Raw genomic sequence first — 14,935 nt, forward strand, 5'->3', positions numbered from 1 at the left:
TTAAAAATCGAGCAGCTTTTCTTCGAGTTGTTCTGCGCTGCTTCGCAGTTTATCGAGAAACCGCAGTTTGCGCACCGTATCCGCCGCCGCGTCCCACGCGGCGTTGTCCAACTGTTCCACCATTTGCTGAAGACGAGCATCAAACATCTTTTGTACGCGTTTGATGAAGCTTTCCAGCCGCACGTCGTCTTTTGATTGCTCGATATCGTCCAGCTCTTCGCGAAGCGTGAGTTGTTCCATCAGAAACGCGGTGTCGCGTACCGTATGCTGCTCACTGGCCAGATCGAACCCGTGTAAGGAAAGCAGATACTCCGCGCGCGTCAAAGGATGACGCAGCGTTTGCCAGGCCTGGTTGATCGTGGCGGATTGCTGGACGGCGGCAAGCTGCTGCGCCTGAGTGCCGTTGGCAAATTTGTCAGGGTGATACTGGCGTTGCAGATCCTGAAAACGAAGGCTCAGCGCCTGGGTGTCAATCTGATAACGGGCTGGTAAGCCAAAGAGGGTGAAGTAATCCATAACATTCTCAGGGATAGCCTGTCAGAACAAACCCCACACGCAGGCGACCACGGTGGGGTTATACCTTCTTACTTCGCGCCGCAGATGCGTTGTCTGCGCGGGTTCCCCCAGTCACTGACTCAAGTAAGCGCCTGGGGATTCACTCGCTTGCCGCTTTTCTGCAGCACGAATGCTCGGTATAACAGCGGAACACGGTTACACGTGGAAGCTTTCGCCGCAACCACACTCATCTTTCACATTCGGGTTGGAGAATTTAAACCCTTCGTTCAGACCTTCTTTTACGAAGTCCAGCTGTGTACCGTCCAGAAATTGCAGGCTCTTGCCGTCAACCACTACCTTAACGCCTTTGTCTTCAAACACGGTGTCTTCCGCCGTTGGCTCGTCAACAAATTCCAGTACATAAGCCATACCTGAGCAGCCGGAGGTTCTCACGCCCAGACGCAGACCAAACCCTTTACCACGGTTGGCCAGGAAGGTATTAACTCGCGCTGCTGCACTGTCGCTAAGTGTAATCGACATAACAAAACCTCAATGTTAACGTTCTATTTTATTTCGCTTCGCGTTTGCTTTTGTAATCCGCAATAGCGGCTTTAATCGCGTCTTCCGCCAGAATAGAGCAGTGAATTTTCACCGGCGGCAGCTCCAGTTCGTCTGCAATGTCGGTGTTTTTAATCGCCTGCGCTTCGTCCAGGGATTTCCCTTTCACCCACTCCGTTACCAGAGAACTGGAGGCGATAGCGGAACCGCAGCCGTAAGTCTTGAAGCGCGCGTCTTCAATGATACCTTCATCGTTAACTTTAATCTGCAACTTCATGACGTCGCCGCAGGCCGGCGCGCCAACCATGCCGCTTCCCACGTTATCGTCGTTGTTGTCAAACGACCCTACGTTACGCGGGTTCTCATAGTGATCGATTACTTTTTCGCTGTAAGCCATTATAAATTCTCCTGATTCCGATACCGATTAATGATGTGCCCATTCGATGCTGTTCAGATCCACACCCTGCTTGTACATTTCCCACAGTGGAGAAAGGTCACGCAGACGGCCAATGGATTTACGAACCAGATCAATGGTGTAGTCGATCTCTTCTTCAGTGGTAAAACGACCTAAAGAGAAACGGATAGAGCTATGCGCCAGTTCGTCATTCATGCCCAACGCGCGCAGCACGTAGGACGGTTCCAGACTGGCGGAGGTGCAGGCGGAACCGGAAGAGACCGCCAGGTCTTTCAGCGCCATGATCAGCGACTCGCCTTCAACGTAGTTAAAGCTCACGTTGAGAATGTTTGGCGCGCCCTGCTCAAGGTCGCCGTTCAGGTAAACTTCTTCAATATCTTTGATGCCGTTCCACAGACGGTTACGCAGACCGCGCAGACGGGCCATTTCGGTCTCCATCTCTTCTTTCGCGATACGGTAAGCTTCGCCCATGCCGACGATCTGGTGGACAGGCAGAGTACCAGAGCGCATACCGCGTTCGTGCCCGCCGCCATGCATCTGCGCTTCAATGCGAATACGCGGCTTACGACGCACATACAGCGCGCCAATGCCTTTCGGACCATAAATTTTATGACCGGAGAAGGACATCAGATCCACTTTCAGTTGGCTCAGGTCGATAGGCAGTTTGCCCACGCTCTGGGTGGCGTCAACGTGGTAGATGATACCGCGCGCGCGGCACATTTCGCCGATGGTCGCGATATCCTGCACCACGCCGATTTCGTTGTTCACGTGCATGATGGAAACCAGAATGGTGTCGTCACGCATCGCTGCTTCGAGCTCGTTGAGATCGATGATGCCGTTGCGCTGCGGTGCCAGGTAGGTCACTTCAAACCCTTCGCGCTCAAGCTGACGGCAGGTGTCCAGCACCGCTTTGTGCTCGGTCTTGCTGGTGATGATGTGCTTGCCTTTTTTCTGATAAAAGTTGGCAGCGCCTTTAATCGCCAGGTTATCGGACTCCGTCGCCCCTGAGGTAAAGACGATTTCACGCGGGTCGGCTCCGACCAGTTCAGCAATCTGGTTACGGGCGATATCTACCGCCTCTTCAGCCTGCCAGCCAAAACGGTGTGAACGAGACGCCGGGTTCCCAAAGGTTCCGTCCAGGGTCAGAAACTGCATCATTTTCTCGGCAACACGCGGGTCCACCGGCGTGGTTGCGGAGTAGTCGAGATAAATCGGTAATTTCATTGCTCTTAAACTCCGTACATCACTCAATGCAAGGAATCAGGCAACCGGCTGGATGTACGACCGTGTTGACGGGACGTCCGCGTCCCGGCCTGATTCTGAATTCTTTTTTACGCTTCATCCTTCAGACGACCGCGGCATTCACCGCATGAGGCCGCCAGAAGAGATGGCGTAATATTTTAATTAAGCACGTAATTTAACGTCGATAGCGTCCTGCGCACGACCACTGGCGCGCGGCGCGTCATGCGTGTGCTGGCGACCAGACACATCCAGAACTTCCTGGTTGTTTACCAGTTCACCAAGGGTGATGTTGTTCAGGAAACCGGTCAGACGGTCGCTCAGATCGCGCCACAGAGCGTGGGTCAAACATTTATCGCCGCCCTGGCAGCCACCTTTCCCCTGGCAGCGGGTCGCGTCAACGGACTCGTCCACTGCGCTGATCACTTCGCCGACCGCGATACTGCCAGCATCTTTACCCAGCAGATAACCGCCGCCCGGCCCGCGTACGCTGGAAACCAGACCGTTTTTACGTAAACGGGAAAATAGCTGTTCCAGATAAGAAAGGGAAATCCCCTGACGCTCAGAAATATCAGCCAACGGTACCGGGCCCGCTTCGGAGTTGAGCGCAACGTCTAACATTGCGGTCACGGCATAACGCCCTTTAGATGTCAGTCTCATGTCTTACTTAACCTCAAACTCGCCCCTGCCCGGGGTTTTTTATTGTAAAATGGGGGTATTGCATAGCAGGGACAAGTCTGACATTCCCGAGTAATTTGGTCAACTATTTACTTGAGTAAATTAGTCAGGTATTTAGCGTTCCGTGCGGTATTAACGCGGTTACTTGCCTTTATTCTGCTGCTCAATAGACGCCAGAATCCCACGCAGAATATTCAACTCCTGGCTTTCCGGGCGGGCGCGGGTAAACAGACGGCGCAATTTATTCATCACCTGCCCCGGATGGTTTTCGCGAATAAAGCCAGTGGAGAGCAACGTCTGCTCCAGATGGCCGTAGAAACGTTCAAGATCGTCCACCAGCGGATACGGCGTCTCTTCATGATCTGCCGCGTCGCCGTTTTCCTGCGTTGCCAGCCAGGCCATACGGACTTCATACGCGATGACCTGTACCGCCATCGCCAGATTCAACGAGCTATACTCCGGGTTAGCGGCAATCGCGACGTGATAATGGCATTTTTGCAATTCATCGTTAGTCAGCCCGACACGCTCACGACCAAAAACCAGCGCAACCGGCGTATTTGCCGCTTCCGCCACGCTTTTTAAGCCGCACTCGCGCGGATCAAGCATCGGCCACGGCAGAGTGCGGGAGCGGGCGCTGGTGCCGACCACCAGGCTACAGCCAACCAACGCTTCATCCAGCGTATCGACGATCTGCGCATTACCGATCACATCGCTGGCGCCTGCCGCCAGGGCGATGGCCTGGGAGTCCGGTTTCACCAACGGGTTTACCAGCCACAGGTTAGTTAAGCCCATGGTTTTCATAGCGCGAGCCACAGAGCCCATATTGCCGGTGTGGGAGGTTTCCACCAGCACAATTCGAATGTTTTGCAGCATTGTCTTTCTTCAGCTAAAGATTATTCTGACATCTTACCATAAAACCAAGACAGATTCCGATCTCGCTGCTATACTCTGCGCCGTTTTCCCGTTCTTTAACATCCAGTGAGAGAGACCGATGCATCCGATGCTGACCATCGCCGTGCGCGCAGCGCGCAAGGCGGGTAATGTAATTGCCAAAAACTATGAAACTCCGGACGCTGTAGAAGCGAGCCAAAAAGGCAGTAACGATTTTGTGACCAACGTAGATAAGGCCGCTGAAGCGGTAATTATCGACACCATTCGCAAATCTTACCCGCAACACACTATTATCACCGAAGAAAGCGGTGAGCACGTTGGCACAGATCAGGATGTTCAATGGGTTATCGATCCGCTGGATGGCACCACCAACTTCATCAAACGTCTGCCACACTTCGCTGTTTCCATTGCTGTACGCATTAAAGGCCGTACTGAAGTGGCTGTCGTTTACGATCCGATGCGTAACGAACTGTTCACCGCCACCCGCGGTCAGGGCGCGCAACTGAACGGCTACCGTCTGCGCGGCAGTACCGCTCGCGATCTGGACGGCACTATCCTCGCTACCGGCTTCCCGTTCAAAGCCAAACAATACGCAACCACCTACATTAATATTATCGGCAAGCTGTTCACCGAATGCGCCGATTTCCGCCGCACCGGTTCCGCCGCGCTGGATCTGGCCTATGTGGCTGCAGGTCGTGTCGATGGTTTCTTTGAAATTGGCCTTCGTCCGTGGGATTTCGCCGCGGGCGAACTGCTGGTTCGTGAAGCGGGCGGTATCGTCAGCGATTTCACCGGCGGTCATAACTACATGATGACCGGTAATATCGTGGCGGGGAATCCGCGCGTCGTTAAAGCCATGCTGGCGAATATGCGCGACGAACTGAGCGATGCGCTGAAGCGCTAAGTCTCTTCGGCGGATGGGGCCACTCATCCGCCGTGCCTTTTCAGGCGTTTTTCCTAAACACAGCCTCATCGCTTTACTTGCCTGCATGTTTTTGTACGATCGCTCCCTGCTCCGCTATTGGCATAAAGCGGCAAGGAAGCGAACATGACCCTTCAACATACCCGACGCATCGTCAAATCCCTTTTTATTCTGTTTATTATTGTGGTCTGTATTTACCTGCTACCCCGCGTAGCGATCAATGCCTTTTATTACCCGGACAATAAAGTCTATGGACCAACCCCTGCCGAAGCTGAATCCATTACCTTTACCGCCAAAGATGGCACGCATCTGCACGGCTGGTTTATTCCCACTGCTTTCGGCAGGCCGGAAAACGCCGTCGCGACGGTGATTCATGTCCATGGCAACGCCGGAAATATGTCGGCGTACTGGCCGTTAGTCAGCTGGCTGCCAGAACGCAACGTAAACCTGTTTATGTTTGATTACCGTGGTTTTGGCGAATCTGAGGGCACCCCATCACAAGAAGGGCTACTGGATGATACGAAAAGCGCAATAGATTATGTGCGGCATCGCGACGACGTTAACCCCGAGCGCCTGGTACTGCTGGGGCAGAGCCTGGGCGGTAATAATGTACTGGCCGCCGTAGGCCACTGCGTAGGCTGCGCAAATATGCGCTACGCCGACCAGGCGGGCATACGTGCGATTATTCTCGACTCAACGTTTTTATCCTATTCCTCCATCGCCAACCAGATGATCCCGGGCAGCGGCTATTTGCTTGATGACCGCTATAGCGCGGATCGCAATATCGCCAGCGTCAGCCCCATTCCGGTATTGATTCTTCATGGCACGGCAGACCATGTTATTCCCTGGCAGGACAGTGAGAAATTGTATGCCCTCGCCCAAGAGCCCAAACAAAAAATCTTCATTCCTGGCGGCGATCACATTGATGCTTTTTCCGGACGTTATGCAAACCTTTACCGTGATGCAATGATTAAATTTATTCAGACCGCGCTATCCGCTAAATAGCGCGACGCTGTATATATGCATATTTTATGATTAAGAATATATTTATTATACCGATAGTAAAAACCATTTTTTCCCGTTAGCGAAGGCGGTGGATTAGCGCTAGCGTAACAGTAATATTCAACTGATTTTTATAACAATTTATTTTCATTTGTTTTTCCTGAATATTACTGTGGAGTATGTGATGGCTATCAAAATTACGCCTGACGAGTTTAGTCTGCTTATCCAGCGATTAAACAAAAAATGGCGCGTGTTTGCCCCGTCCGCAGAGTTTCGCGGCGGACGTTTTTCCGACACTGACAACATTATTTATCAACGAATTAGCGGCTGGCGCGATCTCATCTGGCACGAGAAATCGCACATGTCGCCGAATACCATTATTGCCCCTATCACCGAAACGCTCTTTTATTTCGATAAAGACACCATTCAAATTGCCGAGACAGACACTTCCCCGATAATCATCTTTGCCCGCGCCTGCGACATTAACGCCATGTCGCGGCTGGATTATATGTATTTATCAAATGGGAATAATTCCGATTACAGTTATCAGCTGCTACGGGAGCATATTCGTTTTGTCCTTATTGAGTGTGAAGAAAGCTTCGAAAATTGTTTCTGCGTCTCAATGGGTACCAATAAAACTGACTGTTATAGCGCCGCCATGCGTTTTAGCGATGAGGGCGCGCTTGTCAGCATCCGCGATCCCTTTATCGAGGCGGCGATACAAGGGCTGGGGCAGGAGACTGACTATACCCCCTCTTTCGTCAGCGAAAACCGGGAAACCGTCGTCACGCCGGACAGCGTTTGCCGCGATCCGCAAAAAATTCGCGACATTCTCACCCGCCATCCGCTATGGGACGCCTACGACAGCCGCTGCATCAGTTGTGGCCGCTGCACTACCGGGTGCCCAACCTGTACCTGCTATAGCGTCTTTGACGTCGCCTATGATGAAAATCCGCAGCGCGGCGAACGCCGTCGCCAGTGGGCAAGCTGCATGGTGCCGGGCTTTAGCGACATGGCCGGCGGTCATGGTTTTCGCGAAAAACCCGGCGAGCGTCTGCGCTACCGCGCCCTGCATAAGGTCAATGACTACAAAGCGCGCAACGGCATTGAACATATGTGCGTCGGCTGCGGCCGCTGCGACGATCGCTGCCCGCAATACATCAAATTTTCTTTTATTATCAATAAAATGACCGCTGCCGTTCGGCAGGCGCTGGCAGAGGAGGCATAACGCATGTCACATTGTTCCTGTCATGATAAACCGCAGCACAGTTTGCTGCCTGCGGCGTACCGCATCCTCAGTATTACTCGCCACACGCCGCTGGAGTGGAATTTCCGCGTGGCCGTCGATTTTCCCGCGCACTGGGGGCAATTTGTTGAGGTGTCGCTGCCGCGCGTCGGCGAAGCGCCCATCTCCGTTTCCGACTACGGCGACGGCTGGATAGATCTGCTGATTCGTAATGTCGGAAAAGTGACCAGCGCCCTCTTTACGCTGAAAGAAGGCGACAACGTGTGGCTACGCGGCTGCTATGGCAATGGCTATCCGGTCGATACGCTGCGCCATAAACCCTTACTGGTTGTCGCAGGCGGCACGGGCGTCGCGCCGGTGAAAGGCTTAATGCGCTATTTCGTTGAGAATCCGCAGGAAATTGGTCAACTGGATATGATTCTCGGCTATAAAAATCGCGATTGCGTGCTGTACAAAGAAGAAATGGCAACGTGGCGCGGCAAACATAATCTGGTGCTCACGCTGGATGAAGGCGAGGCTGATGACCGTTACCAGATTGGCCGGGTGACCGATCGGCTTGCCGACATGACGCTTAGCGATATCGACACCATGCAGGCCATCGTCGTTGGGCCGCCAATAATGATTACCTTTACCGTAAAAATGCTGCTGCAAAAAGGGCTCAAGCCGGAGCAAATCTGGGTGGACTACGAACGCCGGATGGCCTGCTCCGTCGGGAAGTGCGGCCACTGCCGTATGGGCGAAGTGTATGTCTGCACCGACGGCCCGATATTTAACTACGCCGTCGCGCAACGTTTTGCCGATTAAGGAGAACATCATGAGCATTGATATTGATATCATTAAAGCCCGTGCGAAAAACGAATATCGCCTGTCAAAAGTGCGCGGCGAAGCCATGATCAGCGTCCGCATTCCCGGCGGTATTTTGCCCGCGCATTTGCTAACGGTGGCGCGTGACATCGCCGAAACCTGGGGCAACGGACAAATTCACCTCACTACCCGCCAGAAGCTGGCGATGCCGGGTATCCGTTACGAAGATATCGACAACGTGAACGCCGCGCTGGAGCCGTTTCTTCGCGAGATTGAAATAGAACTGTGCGACGTCCAGGTTGAGGATACCAAAGCGGGCTATCTCGCTATTGGCGGGCGAAATATTGTCGCCTGTCAGGGGAACCGCATTTGCCAGAAAGCCAACACTGACACGACCGGTCTGTCCCGTCGTCTTGAAAAACTGGTCTATCCCAGCCCTTATCATCTCAAAACGGTCATCGTCGGCTGCCCGAATGATTGCGCGAAGGCGTCAATGGCCGATCTGGGAATTATTGGCGTGGCGAAAATGCGCTTCACTGCCGATCGCTGTATCGGTTGCGGCGCCTGCGTGAAGGCCTGTAGTCACCACGCGGTAGGCTGCCTGGCGCTGAAGAACGGCAAAGCGGTCAAAGAAGAGTCCGCCTGTATCGGCTGCGGCGAGTGCGTGCTGGCCTGTCCGACGCTGGCCTGGCAACGTAAGCCGGATCAGCTCTGGCAAGTCCGTCTGGGCGGACGCACCAGTAAAAAGACGCCGCGCGTCGGCAAGCTCTTCCTCAACTGGGTGACTGAAGATGTGATAAAGCAGGTGATCGTTAACCTGTATGAATTTGAAAAAGAGATGCTCGGCGGAAAACCGATCTATCTACATATGGGCCATCTGATCGACAAAGGCGGCTACCTGCGTTTTAAAGAACGGGTACTGCGCGGCGTTCAGCTCAATCCGGAAGCGATGGTCGCCGAACGCATTTACTGGGCCGAAGACGAATCCGTCGCGCGGATGCATCTCAAACCCGCCGGGCACTAATCAACCACGCCATGGCCGCAGCCCGCCCACAGGCTGCGGCACGCTAAACCACATGACCAACGCCGCAACAAGCAGTATGACCCCTCCGGCCAGCGCCAGCGTTGACCAGCCTACCTGCCGCCATAACGCCGGCGCTTTGTTTCCACTGAGTTTCACCGCCAGAGCACGAAAAGTGTGTACCAGCAGCGCCAGCGAGGTAATCGTTAGCGAGGTTCCCGCCGCCATTGCCAGTACCGACGCCATTCCCCAGCTAAAAACGCCAATCACTTTACTGAATAACAGCACCATTATCGCGCCGGAACAGGGCCGCATCCCCATAGACAGTACGATCATGAGTCGCGCGCGCCAGTCATCGCCGCTATGCAATTGTTCCTGCGTCGGTAAATGCTGATGTCCGCAGCCGCATTTTTCATGGTGAACATGGCGCGGCGTAAAAGCGATAAAGGCAGGTTTACGTAGCAGCGCGCTTAACCTTTTTATGGCCCGCCAGCACAGCAAGATGCCCAGCCCGCCAACTAACGCATAGCTCCCCTTTTCCAGCCAGAAACCGCTCAGATGGAGCTGCCTGGCCGGAAGTTGCAATACGGTCAGCACGCCCACCACCAACCCGATAGCCACGAACCCCTGTAATAACGCGGCGGCTAGGGTTAACACGATACTTGATTTCAGCTTCGAAGGATGCGTCGCCAGCCATGTCGCGATCACCACTTTGCCGTGTCCCGGCCCCAGCGCATGAAGCACGCCATACATAAAACTCAGCAGAAGCAACGATCCGCCCGCCCGCTCGGGATGCGTCGCCACCGCGTTAAGCAGCGCGCTCAACTGCTGATTTACGTCCCGCTGCCAAAGAGCGCTTTTCAACATCACCTGCGGCCAGGCCTGCCACATCCACAGACCGCCAACCAGCATCAGTAGCAGGAATAACGCCAATGGCCACAGCGAGAGCCAGCGCCGCCCCGGAGCGCGTTGAGAAAAAATTACTGACATTGCAAGGTCACCGTTTGGGCAAACTGTTTACCTAAATCCATATCCTCCGGCGGCGCGTCCTCTTTATCCAGCGACTGGGCGAAACGTAGTGTCTCTTCGCCGGGCGCAGGAGTATAAACCTGAATCCGACACTTTTCGCGCAGCGGTTCCGGCATCGTGATATCGCTGTCCTGGTCATAATGCATATCGACATAATAAGAGGGATCAAACGTTGAAAAGGTATAAGTCTGTCCGCTTAACGGCTGCGGTTCAGCCAGCGGTAGCGTAAAGGTCAATACCGCCTGATGCGCGTCACGCGTCATACCGTATTCTGTTGGCCTGTTTTTAAACTTCACTTTCGCGCCATTGCGCCACACTTCTGTAAAGTAGTGCTGCCCAAGTACGTTAGCCATCACTTCCGCCGCCAACTTTTTCCATATTTCTGACCCCGGTGCCGCGTTTCCGGCGTCATACAGCAGATCTGCGGACGTCAGCGCGTCCATTGTCCAGCGCATTTTTAACGCCACAAATTGCTCATTTTCACTGACCACCTGCGTTTGCAGACGGATGAAGCTGTGCGGATGCGCCGCCGCCACGAAAGATAAAACGGCAAGAAATAGTGTTAAGGCGCTGCGTTTCACTGGCTTCATCTGTTCCTCGCGATAAAAATTCTGTGACGTTCCTCAGCATTCCTGGCCTAAAAGCACGCTTATCACATTTTTCACGCGCAAACTTTAGCTATCCTTACCAGACAAACTAACGGGAGACCTGACAGATGATGCCGACAATTGCCCCACCATCTGTACTTTCCGCTCCCCAGCGCCGCTGTCAGGTATTGCTGACGCTTTTCCAGCCGGAGCCAATTGCCACGGTGGAAATCTTCAGCGCGCTTAATGGCGTTGATGATGATACTGCCCGTGAGGATATCACTGAGACAAGCCTGGAGATCCAGCGCTATCATCGCCTTGCCATCACAACATGCCAGAACGGTTGCTATCGGATCGAAGGTACAGCACTCGATCAGCGCCTTTGCCTTTTACACTGGCTCAGGCGCGGCCTGCGTTTATGCCCGACCTTCGTCACGCAACAGTTTACCCCGGCCTTAAAAAACGCGCTAAAGCAGCGCGGTATCGCGCGTCCGCTGTATGACGATATTAATCTGCACGCGCTCATCAATCTGTGCGCCCGCCGGTTGCAAAAACCATTTGAACATCGCGACGTGCAGTTCCTGCGTCTCTTTTTACAGTATTGTCTGCTACAACACCATGCCGGCATCACCCCGGAATTCAACCCTGTGCAGCAGATTTGGGCGCAGTCGTGCGCGGAATATCCACTCGCCCAGGAAATTGGTCGTCACTGGCAGCGCCACGTGATGCAGGCCGCACCGCTCAATGAAGCGCTGTTTATGGCGTTACTGTTTTCAATGATTCGCCTCCCCGACCCGATTCGCGACACGCATCAACGGGCGCAGCAACTGCGGCTGGAGGTGGCGCGGCTGGTGCTGCGCTTTCGAGAAAAAGGGAACGTACGCTTCAGCGACGAACAAGGGCTTAACGATCAGTTGTATGTCCATCTCGCCCAGGCGCTGAACCGAAGTTTATTCACGATTGGCATCGATAATACGCTTCCGGAAGAGTTCAACCGTCTTTATCCGCGTCTGGTTCGCACCACACGTGAGGCGCTCGCCGGGTTTGAAGCCGAATATGGTATCCACTTTTCCGAGGAAGAGACGGGGCTGGTGGCAGTGATTTTCGGCGCCTGGCTAATGCAGGATAACGATTTGCATGAAAGACAGATCGTATTGTTAGCGGATAAAAATGATGCGCTGGAGACGCATATTGAGCAGCAACTGCGTGAACTGACCCTGTTGCCGCTGAATATCAGACGGGTATCGCTCCAGGCGTTTCAAAAAGAGGGATGCCCGCGCGGCGTAGCGCTGATTGTTACCCCTTACGCCACGCCGCTACCGCTCTTCTCACCGCCATTAATTCATGCGGATCGCACCCTCACAGCGCACCAACAGCAGCAGATCCGCAAGATCCTGGAATCATGACGCGGCAACCACTTTGGGCCGAAGGAAGATAGCAGGCAATGCCACCAGCGCCATAATCCAGAACACGCCGCCGCCCAGATGTTGATACAGAAAACCGGCAAATACCGTCATAATCGCGATGCTGCCGCCCATCGCCACAGCGGAATAGACGGCCTGCAAACGAATCACCTCGCTTCCCTGACGCGCAGCGATATAACGCATGGCGGCCAGATGGCAAACGGTAAACGTGCCACAGTGCAGGATTTGTATCACAATCAGCCACGGCAACGCCGTACTCCAGCCCATCAGTCCCCAGCGTACCATCCCACACACAGCGGAAAGCAATAGCAAGTCGCGGGCGCTAAACCGACGGAATAGCTTTTTACTCAGGGCGAAAATGATCACTTCCGCCACCACGCCCAACGACCATAAATAGCCGACCGCCGATGCTGAATAGCCAGCCCCCTGCCAGTAGATGGCGCTAAAACCATAGTAGGCGGCGTGCGCCCCTTGCAGCAAGCAGACGCAGGCGAGAAAACGCCAACTTTGTGCCACCAGCGTACGCCAGGCGGGCCAGCCTGCGCTCTCCTGCTGACGGCTTTCCCCTTGCGGCGGCACGCTGGGACGTAACAACATACCCAGCAACATCGAGGCGACGCCGAGCGTCAGTAGCGCCAGAATCGCCTGGTAATCGTATAAACTCACCAGCTTACCGGTCAGCGCCGACCCTATCACGAAGGCGATGGACCCCCACAGCCGCACCCGACCATAGTCCAGGGTAATTTGCTTTTGCCAGGTATTGGCCAGCGCATCGGTCAGCGGCACCAGTGGTGAAAAGAAGAGGTTAAACCCAACCATCACCACCATTAGCCACGCGACATGCGTTCCTGCCCAAAATGCCAGCGCAAATACCAGCGTCAGCAATGCCAGTACGCGCAGCGCGGAGATCAACCGCGAAGGATCGCTTACGCGAGGCGCAATGAGCAGACTACCGAGAAAACGCGCGACCAGACCCACGCCCAGCAGAAGACCGATGGTTTCCGGCGTTAGCCCAAGACCTTTGAGCCAGACGCTCCAGAAGGGCAGAAAAATACCGTAACTAAAGAAGTAGGTGAAATAACTGAGCGCCAGCCAGCGCGTGGAATGCAATGCCATGATTCCCTCCCGTTTGGAGGCGATAGTCTGGCGGTAAACGGTTGCGCTGGCAAGGGTAACATAAGATTAACAAGCGGAGGGAGAAGTTCAAACGGCAACGCCGCCGGATAATGACTTCCGGCGGCGTCACGTTATGGCGCATAAGTAATGCCCGACAGACGCAACGCCATCGGGACATTTACACAACACAAACGCTTACGCGTAAACCGGGAAGCGGGCGCAGATATCCAGCACTTTCGCTTTCACGCGTTCAATGGTGGCTTCATCATTGATGTTGTCCAGCACGTCACACATCCAGCCAGCCAGCTCTTTCACTTCCGCTTCTTTGAAGCCGCGACGAGTAACCGCCGGAGAACCAATACGGATACCAGAGGTCACGAACGGGCTCTTCGGATCGTTCGGCACGCTGTTTTTGTTCACGGTGATGTTAGCACGGCCCAGCGCGGCGTCAGCTTCTTTACCGGTCAGGTTTTTATCCACCAGGTCCAGCAGGAACAGGTGGTTCTCAGTGCCGCCAGACACCACTTTGTAGCCGCGGTTCAGGAACACTTCTACCATCGCTTTGGCGTTTTTCGCCACCTGCTGCTGGTAAACTTTGAACTCCGGCTCCATCGCTTCTTTCAGCGCTACCGCTTTACCCGCGATCACGTGCATCAGCGGGCCGCCCTGCGCGCTTGGGAACACGGCGGAGTTCAGTTTTTTGTACAGCTCTTCATCGCCGCCCTTCGCCAGGATCAGGCCGCCGCGCGGACCCGCCAGGGTTTTGTGGGTGGTGGTGGTGACAACGTGAGCGTGCGGAACCGGGTTCGGGTAAACGCCTGCGGCAATCAGGCCCGCCACGTGCGCCATGTCGACAAACAGGTATGCGCCGATGCTGTCAGCGATTTCACGCATTTTTGCCCAGTCAACCACGCCGGAGTAGGCAGAGAAGCCACCGATAATCATCTTCGGCTTGTGCTCTTTGGCCAGCTTCGCCATCTCGTCATAGTCAATTTTACCGGACTCATCGATACCGTAAGGTACGATGTTGTACAGTTTACCGGAGAAGTTAACCGGGGAGCCGTGAGTCAGGTGGCCGCCCTGCGCCAGGTTCATCCCCAGAACGGTATCGCCCGGCTGCAGCAGCGCGGTGTAAACAGCGAAGTTAGCCTGAGAACCGGAGTGCGGCTGCACGTTAGCGTAGTCGGCGCCGAACAGTTCTTTCGCGCGGTCGATAGCCAGCTGCTCAACGACATCAACGTATTCGCAACCGCCGTAGTAGCGCTTGCCCGGATATCCTTCAGCGTATTTGTTGGTCAGCTGAGACCCCTGCGCCTGCATCACGCGCGGGCTGGTGTAGTTTTCGGAGGCGATCAGTTCGATGTGCTCTTCCTGACGTACTTTTTCCTGCTCCATAGCCTGCCACAATTCGGCATCATAATCGGCAATGTTCATTTCACGCTTTAACATCCGCATCTCCTGACTCAGCTAACAATAAAATTTGTGCCTGAAAAGGCAGTCCGTGGGAC

Annotated in this window: 16 protein-coding genes; 6 read left to right on the top strand and 10 right to left on the bottom strand. The window is 54.4% G+C overall.

Annotated elements, in window-relative coordinates:
- From hscB to trmJ, 6 genes are all read right to left on the bottom strand, one after another.
- On the bottom strand, positions 1 to 516 hold the full coding sequence (hscB, locus tag ACLD4F_RS07985; RefSeq protein WP_000384398.1) for a co-chaperone HscB: 516 nt from the start codon (positions 514 to 516) through the stop codon (positions 1 to 3).
- A 195-nt stretch (positions 517 to 711) separates the two neighbouring features.
- A complete protein-coding gene (gene iscA / locus ACLD4F_RS07990; protein WP_000028952.1) occupies positions 712 to 1,035 on the bottom strand; it encodes an iron-sulfur cluster assembly protein IscA in 324 nt (107 codons plus the stop codon).
- A 28-nt stretch (positions 1,036 to 1,063) separates the two neighbouring features.
- A complete protein-coding gene (iscU, locus tag ACLD4F_RS07995; RefSeq protein WP_000331704.1) occupies positions 1,064 to 1,450 on the bottom strand; it encodes a Fe-S cluster assembly scaffold IscU in 387 nt (128 codons plus the stop codon).
- Between the two features lie 27 nt (positions 1,451 to 1,477).
- Positions 1,478 to 2,692 carry a cysteine desulfurase gene (gene iscS / locus ACLD4F_RS08000; protein ID WP_000775263.1) on the bottom strand — a complete coding sequence of 405 codons (1,215 nt, stop codon included), beginning with the start codon at positions 2,690 to 2,692 and terminating at the stop codon, positions 1,478 to 1,480.
- Between the two features lie 180 nt (positions 2,693 to 2,872).
- On the bottom strand, positions 2,873 to 3,367 hold the full coding sequence (gene iscR / locus ACLD4F_RS08005) for a Fe-S cluster assembly transcriptional regulator IscR (protein WP_001241346.1): 495 nt from the start codon (positions 3,365 to 3,367) through the stop codon (positions 2,873 to 2,875).
- Positions 3,368 to 3,526: 159 nt separating this feature from the next.
- Positions 3,527 to 4,258 carry a tRNA (cytosine(32)/uridine(32)-2'-O)-methyltransferase TrmJ gene (trmJ, locus tag ACLD4F_RS08010; protein WP_304988646.1) on the bottom strand — a complete coding sequence of 244 codons (732 nt, stop codon included), beginning with the start codon at positions 4,256 to 4,258 and terminating at the stop codon, positions 3,527 to 3,529.
- A gap of 118 nt (positions 4,259 to 4,376) precedes the next feature.
- Here trmJ and suhB point away from each other — a divergent pair, with 118 nt between their 5' ends.
- The 5 genes from suhB to asrC all read left to right on the top strand — a co-directional run bounded on the left by suhB (position 4,377) and on the right by asrC (position 9,274).
- Positions 4,377 to 5,180 carry an inositol-1-monophosphatase gene (gene suhB / locus ACLD4F_RS08015; RefSeq protein WP_000553467.1) on the top strand — a complete coding sequence of 268 codons (804 nt, stop codon included), beginning with the start codon at positions 4,377 to 4,379 and terminating at the stop codon, positions 5,178 to 5,180.
- A 144-nt stretch (positions 5,181 to 5,324) separates the two neighbouring features.
- Positions 5,325 to 6,203 carry an alpha/beta hydrolase gene (locus ACLD4F_RS08020; RefSeq protein ID WP_411010778.1) on the top strand — a complete coding sequence of 293 codons (879 nt, stop codon included), beginning with the start codon at positions 5,325 to 5,327 and terminating at the stop codon, positions 6,201 to 6,203.
- A gap of 181 nt (positions 6,204 to 6,384) precedes the next feature.
- Positions 6,385 to 7,428, top strand: a complete 1,044-nt coding sequence (gene asrA / locus ACLD4F_RS08025; protein ID WP_411010779.1) for an anaerobic sulfite reductase subunit AsrA — start codon at positions 6,385 to 6,387, stop codon at positions 7,426 to 7,428.
- Between the two features lie 3 nt (positions 7,429 to 7,431).
- Positions 7,432 to 8,250 carry an anaerobic sulfite reductase subunit AsrB gene (gene asrB, locus ACLD4F_RS08030; protein WP_000017587.1) on the top strand — a complete coding sequence of 273 codons (819 nt, stop codon included), beginning with the start codon at positions 7,432 to 7,434 and terminating at the stop codon, positions 8,248 to 8,250.
- Between the two features lie 10 nt (positions 8,251 to 8,260).
- The gene (gene asrC / locus ACLD4F_RS08035; RefSeq protein WP_000020685.1) at positions 8,261 to 9,274 is read left to right on the top strand and encodes a sulfite reductase subunit C; all 1,014 of its coding nucleotides are present in this window, start codon (positions 8,261 to 8,263) and stop codon (positions 9,272 to 9,274) included.
- Here the strand turns inward: asrC and ACLD4F_RS08040 are convergent, their stop codons facing one another.
- Positions 9,275 to 10,261 carry a nickel/cobalt transporter gene (locus ACLD4F_RS08040; RefSeq protein ID WP_079944027.1) on the bottom strand — a complete coding sequence of 329 codons (987 nt, stop codon included), beginning with the start codon at positions 10,259 to 10,261 and terminating at the stop codon, positions 9,275 to 9,277.
- Positions 10,252 to 10,890, bottom strand: a complete 639-nt coding sequence (locus ACLD4F_RS08045; protein WP_000805728.1) for a DUF1007 family protein — start codon at positions 10,888 to 10,890, stop codon at positions 10,252 to 10,254. The genes ACLD4F_RS08040 and ACLD4F_RS08045 overlap by 10 nt, the downstream gene beginning before the upstream one ends.
- A 125-nt stretch (positions 10,891 to 11,015) precedes the next feature.
- Between ACLD4F_RS08045 and csiE the strand changes: the two genes are divergently transcribed.
- Complete coding sequence (gene csiE, locus ACLD4F_RS08050; RefSeq protein ID WP_183058983.1) at positions 11,016 to 12,293, top strand: stationary phase inducible protein CsiE; 1,278 nt, start codon at positions 11,016 to 11,018, stop codon at positions 12,291 to 12,293.
- On the opposite strand, the gene ACLD4F_RS08055 is transcribed toward csiE, so the two are convergent.
- A complete protein-coding gene (locus ACLD4F_RS08055; protein WP_001173727.1) occupies positions 12,288 to 13,427 on the bottom strand; it encodes a 3-phenylpropionate MFS transporter in 1,140 nt (379 codons plus the stop codon). The two genes, csiE and ACLD4F_RS08055, sit on opposite strands and share 6 nt — an antisense overlap.
- Positions 13,428 to 13,622: 195 nt before the next feature.
- The gene (gene glyA / locus ACLD4F_RS08060; protein ID WP_000919178.1) at positions 13,623 to 14,876 is read right to left on the bottom strand and encodes a serine hydroxymethyltransferase; all 1,254 of its coding nucleotides are present in this window, start codon (positions 14,874 to 14,876) and stop codon (positions 13,623 to 13,625) included.
- Between the last annotated feature and the right edge of the window lie 59 nt (positions 14,877 to 14,935).

Origin of the sequence: Salmonella sp. 741265050_HSA (assembly GCF_046569445.1) — a bacterium.
GTDB classification, from domain to species: domain Bacteria; phylum Pseudomonadota; class Gammaproteobacteria; order Enterobacterales; family Enterobacteriaceae; genus Salmonella; species Salmonella enterica.

Bases quoted from the DNA above. Each gene is read 5' to 3' on its own strand.
- hscB (WP_000384398.1), bottom strand. From the start codon at position 516: ATGGATTACTTCACCCTCTTTGGCTTACCAGCCCGTTATCAGATTGAC.
- iscA (WP_000028952.1), bottom strand. From the start codon at position 1,035: ATGTCGATTACACTTAGCGACAGTGCAGCAGCGCGAGTTAATACCTTC.
- iscU (WP_000331704.1), bottom strand. From the start codon at position 1,450: ATGGCTTACAGCGAAAAAGTAATCGATCACTATGAGAACCCGCGTAAC.
- iscS (WP_000775263.1), bottom strand. From the start codon at position 2,692: ATGAAATTACCGATTTATCTCGACTACTCCGCAACCACGCCGGTGGAC.
- iscR (WP_001241346.1), bottom strand. From the start codon at position 3,367: ATGAGACTGACATCTAAAGGGCGTTATGCCGTGACCGCAATGTTAGAC.
- trmJ (WP_304988646.1), bottom strand. From the start codon at position 4,258: ATGCTGCAAAACATTCGAATTGTGCTGGTGGAAACCTCCCACACCGGC.
- suhB (WP_000553467.1), top strand. From the start codon at position 4,377: ATGCATCCGATGCTGACCATCGCCGTGCGCGCAGCGCGCAAGGCGGGT.
- ACLD4F_RS08020 (WP_411010778.1), top strand. From the start codon at position 5,325: ATGACCCTTCAACATACCCGACGCATCGTCAAATCCCTTTTTATTCTG.
- asrA (WP_411010779.1), top strand. From the start codon at position 6,385: ATGGCTATCAAAATTACGCCTGACGAGTTTAGTCTGCTTATCCAGCGA.
- asrB (WP_000017587.1), top strand. From the start codon at position 7,432: ATGTCACATTGTTCCTGTCATGATAAACCGCAGCACAGTTTGCTGCCT.
- asrC (WP_000020685.1), top strand. From the start codon at position 8,261: ATGAGCATTGATATTGATATCATTAAAGCCCGTGCGAAAAACGAATAT.
- ACLD4F_RS08040 (WP_079944027.1), bottom strand. From the start codon at position 10,261: ATGTCAGTAATTTTTTCTCAACGCGCTCCGGGGCGGCGCTGGCTCTCG.
- ACLD4F_RS08045 (WP_000805728.1), bottom strand. From the start codon at position 10,890: ATGAAGCCAGTGAAACGCAGCGCCTTAACACTATTTCTTGCCGTTTTA.
- csiE (WP_183058983.1), top strand. From the start codon at position 11,016: ATGATGCCGACAATTGCCCCACCATCTGTACTTTCCGCTCCCCAGCGC.
- ACLD4F_RS08055 (WP_001173727.1), bottom strand. From the start codon at position 13,427: ATGGCATTGCATTCCACGCGCTGGCTGGCGCTCAGTTATTTCACCTAC.
- glyA (WP_000919178.1), bottom strand. From the start codon at position 14,876: ATGTTAAAGCGTGAAATGAACATTGCCGATTATGATGCCGAATTGTGG.